We start from the raw sequence: 7,186 nt of genomic DNA, 5'->3' as shown, positions 1-7,186 counted from the left end.
GGGCAGCGCCTCACCGACGACGAGGTGGCCTGGTTGAGCGTGCTCCTGACCCACGTGCCGGTCCGGGATCACGCCTGGGAGCGCACCGGCGGGCGGGACGCGGACATCGCGCTCTGGACCGACGTGCTGCGCCGGGCCGAGCCGGAGCTGACCGCCGCGCCGGCCGCGCTGCTGGCCTTCGCGGCGTGGCGGGCGGGGCAGGGCGCGCTGGCGGCGGTGACCCTGGAACGGGCCCCGGCCGAGCACCCCGGCCATTCGCTGGCCCTGCTCCTCGACGAACTGCTGCGCCGGGGCGTACCACCGTCGGAACTGGACGGCTGGCCGGCGGTGGGAACACCCGGCGTGCTGCGCCGCAGGCGCAGCCGGCGCGACCCACGATGACCGGGCCGACGGGAGCCGGTGAACCGGCGTGTGACAGTTGCCGCTGAGCCGGACAGGTAGGGGACATGGACAACCAAGAAGAACCCAGATGAGCCGCGCTGATGGGAGGGCCCGGGAGGAGCGCTTCCGTTCGCTGCACGTCGAGACATATGCCGACCTGCTGCGCTTCGTCGAGCGGAGGGTCCCGGCCGCGGAGGCTGAGGACATCGTCTCGACGGTCTTCCTGACGGCCTGGCGGCGATTCGCCGAGTTGCCGGACGATGCTCGACCGTGGCTTTTCGCGGTGGCCCGCAAGACCATGGCCAACCAGACGCGGGGATGGTTGAGGCGCCAGGCCCTGGACGTCCGGCTGGGGTCGCTGGAGGCACGCGAGCTGTCCGACGACAGCGTGACTGCCGCGGCGCGCATCGACCTGGAACGCGCCTGGCGCGCTCTGCGCCCCGCGGACCGCGAGGTTCTCGCCCTGGTCGCGTTCGACGGATTGACCGCTGAGCAGGCGGCCACCGTGCTCGGCTGTCGCCGGTCGACCTTTGCCATGCGGCTCGGCAGAGCCCGGCAACGGCTGCGGGCCGCTCTGGAACCGGCCGCAATTGTCCCCCCGTCGTCTTTCCGTCCTCACGATCTCAAGGAGCAGCAGTCATGGAGCCGAGCATGAACGACCTGCAGCAGTTGGCCGTGCTCGACCCGGCGCGCGACCGCACGCCCACCCCGATGGAATGGACCCGTTCGAAGGCGTTCCTCGAGCGTGTGATGGCCGGCCAGGCCGAGGCGACGTCGGCTCGCCAGCCGGTAAAGCGCCGGCTGATGATGGGCCTCGCCGCGGTCGCCGCGGGTGCCGCCGCGGTCGTGGCCGTGCCCGCGCTGCTGCCGGGGGCGGCCGAGAAGGCGACGGCGGCCTGGACGCCCACGCCCGGTTCGCTCACCGGTGCGCAGGTGCTGCCGCAGGCCCGGGAGTGCGCTGGAAACGACGTGGGAGGCAGCTCGTCGGCGGTCAACCCGGCGGACGTGCTCCTCGCCGAGCAGCGCGGCGTCGCGACACTGCTCATCATGAGGAAGAGCAACGGCGTCATCGTCGAGTGCCTGAGCGCGGGAGACGGCGATCAGCTCGCCTCGATGGGCCTGGCCAACGGCCCGCTGCCGGCCCTGCCCGCCGGCACGGTGGACCTGCAGACGATGAGTTCCATGGGCAGCGGCGACGCGATGTGGTCGAACATCGTGGGCCTGGTGGGCCCGGGGGTCACCGGGGTGGACGTGCGCCTGGACAACGGGAAGGTTCTCCAGGCCAGCGTGAAGTCCGGTTGGTGGGCGGCCTGGTGGCCGGGCCCTGAGGGCGGCGAGGTCGACCGCCTCACGGTGACCGTGCACACCGCCACGGGAACGACCAGCTACCGCCCTTCCGAGCTGCCCTGACGTGACCTGGCTGCGGCGGCCCGTCGGCCGCCGCAGCCGGTCCTTCGGCGGGAAGTACCGATGCCGGGCGGCCCGGGTCATTCCCCGGCGGGAAGCCGCCGGTCGAGCCAGGAGAGCAGGACCTGCTCGTACTGCGGGCTGACGCCGACCAGGTCCTCGGCCTCGTCCAACGTGGGCGCGTGGTCGCAGCCGACCAGCCGGGCGACGGTCAGCTCCGCGGCCCGGGCGGCTCGGCGCCACACCGTCAGGCTCTCCTCGATCGGCGTCCAGGCGTCGGTCTCGCCGTAGCAGAGCAGCACCGGGCAGGACAGCGCCGCGAAGACCGGCTCCGGGTCGAAGTCCATGTCGGCCCAGGCCCCCGGCTCGGGCACCTCGCGCGGCAGAAACGCCAGCGGAAACCAGGGCCGCTCGATAGCCGCGTCCAACTCTGCTTGGGTGACCGCCCGGGACAGCGCACCGCGAAGGTACGACTCGGCGACCCGACGCAGCCGGTCCAGCTCGGCGAGGTCGGGGTCGCCGTACCCGTGGCGGCGAAGTTGCTCGGCGGTGCCGTACCGCATCTGCCGGGCGGGGCTGACTCCGCTGCACCCGACGAGCACGAGGAAATCGGCCCGGTGCCGGCTGGCGGTCAGCGCCGCCGCCCAGGCCCCCTGGCTGAACCCCCACAGCCCGACGGGGACGTCGCCGACCTGCCGGCGCAGCACGTCCAGGGCCGCCGCCGCGTCGTCGGCCTGGGCGGTCAGCGGCACGTCGCGCCCGTCAACCCGGGGGCGCCGGTCGTAGCGCAGCACCGCGATGCCGGCCGGCGGCAGCAGTTGGGCCAGGTGCTCGTAGAGGAAGTACGACCGCGTGTCGGCGTGGGAGCCGTGCAGCACGGCGAGGGCTCCCCGGGCCGGCCCGGCCGGCAGGTTCAGGATGGCGGGAAGTTGCTGCTCGCCGACCCTCAGCTCCATGCCGGGCAGTCAACCACCGACCGCCCGGCCGCGTCCGCCCCGCCCGGCTCTCACCCGGCCGCGTCCGCCCCGCCCGGCTCTCGCCCGGCCGCGTCCCGTCTCGCCCGGCCGCGTCCCCGCTCGGCAGCGTCCGTTCCGATCGGCCCGCGTCCGTCTCGTCCCGCCGCGCCCGCCAACGATCGATCAGGGCCTTGCGGAGGCGTTGCGTCTGGGGCTGGTCAGGCCCGCTCGGCTACCTGAGCGACGAACGCGCGCCACGCCGCCGGCGCGAAGGTGAGCGCCGGGCCGGCCGGGTCCTTGGAGTCACGAACGGCGACGACTCCGGGAAGGTTGTCGGCGACCTCGACGCACGCACCGCCATTGGTCGAGGACCGTGACGCCTTGCGCCACTGCGCGCCGGTCATGTCCATGTCTTCGCCGCTTCCTTGAGTATGTCGAGACTCATCCCGAGCGGGAGCGCCTCACCGCGAACTGCGTCCCACGACAGTCCCAGGCTAGCAACCACCCCGGGTTGCTCCGCGATCTGCGCGGAGAGCTGGTTGTCTATGTAGCCGGCCCTGGCTCCGTCCGGCAGGTCAGCGAGGATGAAGGCCCCCGCCAGCCCCGAGTACATCCCAAGCGAGGTGGGCACCACCTGCAACTGAATTGTCGGACGCTCGGCGCAGTCGATCAGGTGCTCCAACTGCTCGCGCATCACGTCGGGGCCGCCGGACGGCCGCCGAAGAACCATCTCGTCCAACACGATGAAGAGCTGAGGTGCCGGGTCACGGGCCAGCGCGGCCTGCCGGTCGAGCCGCGCTGCGACTCGCTGATCCAGCTCAGCGGTCGGGACGCGAGAAGCCTTGAACGTCGCCCGCGCATACGCCTCGGTCTGAAGGAGACCTGGCACGAAAGCGTGCTCGTACCAGCGGAACGCGGTTGCCTCGCGCTCTATCTCAATCCATTCGCGAAGCCACACGGGGGCTGCTTCGCCCTTCACCAACTCGTGCCACAGCGTTGCGAAGTAACCGCCAGTGCTGAGGGCTTCATCAACCGATTCCAAGTAGGGCAGGGTCGGCGGCTTCGTGCCCGTTTCAATAGCACTGACCTGGGAGTCCGAACAGAAAAGCCGCTCGCCGAGCTGCGCCTGCGTCAGCCCGGCCGCTGCCCGGCGTCGCCGCAGCTCGCGGATCAGGTACTCGGACGGCGAGATTCCCACGGCTTCCACACCCCTCCACGGCACGTCGAGGAGTTCCACGACGGCCCTCAACTGTTCCGTACGCTCCGCGATCGGCTGCTTACTGTTCCGAGCCTAAGGGGCCAGCGTCCAGGGTGGAACTGACGGCGCGAGCCGGTGGAGGCACCCGAAGCCCGCCGGTCGTGTCGCGAGGGGGCTGCCGCTGGGCGAGCATCCGTGGCGGCCCCCTCCTCCACCCGATGGACGAGGGGGAAGACGTTGCCGGACCGCCAGCCGCCGCCGAGGCCGGACCGGAAGCCCGCGCCGCCGATACCGCCGGCCCGCCCGGTCCTACCCGGGCCGATCGGCCCGATCATCCCGCGGTATCGAGGCCCCGGCCGGATCAACCTCACCCCCGCGTCCCGCTGGACCGTCGGCCGGGACGGAGGGTCGGTCCGGTGAGCCTGCGGCAGATCCGGTCCGGCGACGTCCTGTACCTGACCCCGTCCGCGAGCCCTCAGTTCGTCCGCCCGATCACCGTTCGCGTGATCCGCGTGCTGACCGACTGGCACACGTACCACGGTTGGTGCTGGATCGACGTCTACGAACTGGGCTCGCACGGGGACGCCGTGGACCGGCGCTCGCTGTACGTGCTGTGCGAGGGGGTGCACCGGCGCACGACGCCGCCGGCCGCCGCGCCGCCCCGCCGCCGTCCGCTTCCCCGCCAGCGGGTCACGGTATGAGCCGCCGGCCCCGCGAGCACCTGCCGACCCGGCCCACGTGGCGCTTTGCGGCGTGCGGCATCGCCTGGCCGTGTTCGGCGGCGAAGCTGCGGCTGCTCGCCCGGTACCGGACGGACCGGCCGGCCCTGCTGATCCACCTGGCGACCCTTCAGGCCGAGGCGGGTGGACAGCTCGCCGAGCTGGACCACGCGACGACACCGGCCGACCTGACCGAGCGCTTCACCGCTTGGGCCCACCCGCGCTGACCGCCACCGAGCACCGGCACGAAGCACCGCCACGGAGCACCGGCACGGCGAACTCCGTCGAAAGATGTAGTGGACGTTCGTTCCATGGGGCGAGTCGACCGGATCGATGTCGGCACAGAATGGTCCCGTGCCCCTTCTCGCCGAACGCCCCGCATGAGCCTCGAACTGCTGCTGTCGCTCGCCGGCCTGGCCCTGGTCGACAGCACGAGCATCGGCACGCTCTTCATCCCGGTCTGGCTGCTGCTCGCGTCCGGGCCGGTCAACGCCCGGCGCATCCTCGTCTACCTCGGCACGATCACCGCCTTCTACTTCGCCGTCGGGTTGCTGCTCGTCCTCGGCGGCAGCCGGCTGGCCGATCTCCTCGGCGGGGCGTTGGACAACCGGCCGGTGCTCTGGGCGCAGCTCGCCCTCGGGATCGGGCTGTTCGTGCTCAGCTTCCGCTACGGCGGCAAGCGGCCCCGGCGGTCCGGCGGCGTGCTGCGCTGGCGGGACCGGGCCACCGCCGGCGACTCCTCGGTGCGGTGGCTGGTGGGGCTGGCGCTGCTCGCCGCGCTCGCGGAGGTGGCGACGATGCTGCCGTACCTCGGTGCGGTCGGCCTGCTGACCACCTCCGGGCTCGGTGCGGCGGAGATCGTGGGGCTGCTCGCCGGATACTGCCTGGTCATGGTGCTGCCGGCGGTGGTGCTGCTGGCGGCCCGGGTGACCTGGCCGAGGCTGGTCGAGCCGGTGCTGGCCCGGCTCAACGCCTGGATCACGCGGACCTCCGGCAGCATGCTGGGCTGGATCCTCGGCATCGCCGGTTTCCTGCTGGCCCGGGACGCCGCCGTCCGGTTGGGGCTCTTCGACGCCTGGATCAGCCGGTGACCCGGTGCGGGTGCGCGTAGACGTTCATCGTGCGGCCGCGTAGGAAGCCGACCAGGGTCAGCCCGGCCTCGTCGGCCAGGTCGGCGGCGAGGCTGCTCGGCGCGGAGACCGCCGCGAGCAGCGGTACGCCGGCCATCCACGCCTTCTGGGTCAGCTCGAAGCTGGCCCGCCCGGAGACCAGCAGCACGTGCCCGGCCAGCGGCAGCCGGCGCTCGCGGACCGCCCAGCCGACCACCTTGTCGACGGCGTTGTGCCGACCCACGTCCTCGCGCAGCACCACCAGCTCGCCGTCCGCGGTGAACAGCCCGGCCGCGTGCAGCCCGCCCGTGCGGTCGAACCCCCGCTGCGCCGCGCGCAGTCGCTCCGGCAATTCGGCCAGGACCGCCGCCGGCACGCTGAGCGGGTCGTCGCCCACCGCGAAGAGCGATCGGGTACGCACCGAGTCGATGCTCGCCTTGCCGCAGACGCCGCAGGAACTGGTGGTGTAGAAGTTCCGGGACGGGTCCGTGGCCGGCTCGGGCACGCCGGGGGCGAGCACCACGTCCACCACGTTGTACGTGTTGGGCGTCTCCGCCCCGGCGCAGAGCTGCGCGGTCAGCACGTCGTCGGTCGAGCGGATCAGCCCCTCGGTCAGCAGGAACCCGATCGCCAGGTCCAGGTCGTCGCCGGGCGTACGCATGGTCACCGCCAGCGGGCGTCGCCCGCCGGGGCCGGCCGGGCCGACCCGGATCTCCAGCGGCTCCTCCACGGCGAGGTTGTCCGACCGGCGTACCGGGGGGCGGCCGTCATCCGCCGCGTCGAGGTCGATCCGGAGCACGCCACGTCGGTCAGTCGCCCGTCCCATCCCGCCATCCTGCACCCCGCGTCCGGCACCCCGCACGGCTACCGTGGCCGGGTGGATGCGTACGCGGCGGTGGTGCTCGCGGGTGGCGCGGCCCGCCGGATGGGTGGGGTGGACAAGCCCGCCCGCCCGGTCGGCGGCCGGCCGATGCGCGACCGGGTGCTGGCCGCGGTCGCCGACGCCGCCCCGCGGATCCTGGTCGGTCCGGCCGGCTCGGTGCCCGACGGGGTCCGGGTCACCCGCGAGGACCCGCCGGGCGGTGGGCCGGTCGCCGCCGCCGCGGCCGGGCTGGCCCTGCTCGACCCCGGTACGCCCACCGTCGCCCTGCTCGCCGCCGACCTGCCGCTGCTCACCCGGGAGGCGGTGGGTGACCTGCTCAGGCGGCTCGATCCGGGCCCGCCCCGGGCCGGTCCGGCCGAGGAGCACGCGGGTGACCCGGACGGGGCCTGCTACGTCGACGATCACGGGCGGCGGCAGACGCTCTGCGGGGTGTGGCGGGTGGCCCCGCTCCTCGCCGCCCTGGACCGGCTCGCCGCGGAGCGGGGCGGCACGCTCGCGGGGGCCCCGATCCGTGCCCTGCTCGCCGGGCTGAC

11 protein-coding genes are annotated in these 7,186 nt (G+C 73.4%); 7 read left to right on the top strand and 4 right to left on the bottom strand.

Features of this window, described 5'->3' with window-relative positions; genetic code table 11:
• From NCC78_RS24900 to NCC78_RS24890, 3 genes are all read left to right on the top strand, one after another.
• Positions 1–381, top strand: a 381-nt coding sequence (locus NCC78_RS24900) for a DUF4192 family protein (protein ID WP_250797410.1), incomplete at its 5' end; no start/stop codon positions are given.
• Positions 382–469: 88 nt separating this feature from the next.
• The gene (locus NCC78_RS24895; RefSeq protein WP_250797409.1) at positions 470–1,036 is read left to right on the top strand and encodes an RNA polymerase sigma factor; all 567 of its coding nucleotides are present in this window, start codon (positions 470–472) and stop codon (positions 1,034–1,036) included.
• Positions 1,021–1,791, top strand: coding sequence for a hypothetical protein (locus NCC78_RS24890; protein WP_250797408.1), 771 nt, complete (start codon positions 1,021–1,023; stop codon positions 1,789–1,791). The genes NCC78_RS24895 and NCC78_RS24890 overlap by 16 nt, the downstream gene beginning before the upstream one ends.
• 77 nt (positions 1,792–1,868) lie before the next feature.
• Here NCC78_RS24890 and NCC78_RS24885 read toward each other — a convergent pair whose 3' ends face one another.
• The 3 genes from NCC78_RS24885 to NCC78_RS24875 form a co-directional block, all read right to left on the bottom strand.
• Positions 1,869–2,744 (bottom strand): alpha/beta hydrolase family protein, encoded by an 876-nt coding sequence (locus tag NCC78_RS24885; protein WP_250797407.1) that lies wholly within the window; start codon positions 2,742–2,744, stop codon positions 1,869–1,871.
• A gap of 218 nt (positions 2,745–2,962) precedes the next feature.
• A complete protein-coding gene (locus NCC78_RS24880; RefSeq protein ID WP_250797406.1) occupies positions 2,963–3,154 on the bottom strand; it encodes a DUF397 domain-containing protein in 192 nt (63 codons plus the stop codon).
• Positions 3,145–3,951 (bottom strand): helix-turn-helix domain-containing protein, encoded by an 807-nt coding sequence (locus NCC78_RS24875; RefSeq protein ID WP_372495197.1) that lies wholly within the window; start codon positions 3,949–3,951, stop codon positions 3,145–3,147. Before NCC78_RS24875 ends, NCC78_RS24880 begins: the two co-directional genes overlap by 10 nt.
• A 407-nt stretch (positions 3,952–4,358) precedes the next feature.
• On the opposite strand from NCC78_RS24875, the gene NCC78_RS24870 reads away from it, so the two are divergent.
• From NCC78_RS24870 to NCC78_RS24860, 3 genes are all read left to right on the top strand, one after another.
• Entirely contained in the window at positions 4,359–4,643 is a 285-nt protein-coding gene (locus NCC78_RS24870) for a hypothetical protein (protein ID WP_372495196.1), read from the top strand.
• Positions 4,640–4,888 (top strand): flavin reductase, encoded by a 249-nt coding sequence (locus NCC78_RS24865; RefSeq protein WP_250797404.1) that lies wholly within the window; start codon positions 4,640–4,642, stop codon positions 4,886–4,888. The genes NCC78_RS24870 and NCC78_RS24865 overlap by 4 nt, the downstream gene beginning before the upstream one ends.
• Before the next feature lie 153 nt (positions 4,889–5,041).
• Positions 5,042–5,752, top strand: coding sequence for a GAP family protein (locus NCC78_RS24860; RefSeq protein ID WP_250797403.1), 711 nt, complete (start codon positions 5,042–5,044; stop codon positions 5,750–5,752).
• On the opposite strand, the gene fdhD is transcribed toward NCC78_RS24860, so the two are convergent.
• Positions 5,742–6,596: a formate dehydrogenase accessory sulfurtransferase FdhD gene (gene fdhD / locus NCC78_RS24855; protein WP_250797413.1), complete on the bottom strand. Its 855-nt coding sequence runs from the start codon at positions 6,594–6,596 to the stop codon at positions 5,742–5,744. The genes NCC78_RS24860 and fdhD overlap by 11 nt on opposite strands.
• Before the next feature lie 51 nt (positions 6,597–6,647).
• On the opposite strand from fdhD, the gene NCC78_RS24850 reads away from it, so the two are divergent.
• Positions 6,648–7,186: NTP transferase domain-containing protein (locus NCC78_RS24850; RefSeq protein WP_372495195.1), on the top strand; the 539-nt coding region annotated here is incomplete at its 3' end.

Source organism: Micromonospora phytophila (genome assembly GCF_023656545.1).
Classification (GTDB): domain Bacteria; phylum Actinomycetota; class Actinomycetes; order Mycobacteriales; family Micromonosporaceae; genus Micromonospora; species Micromonospora phytophila.
The sequence above is the reverse complement of the archived record's forward strand: the minus strand, read 5'-3'. Positions and strand labels throughout refer to the sequence as shown.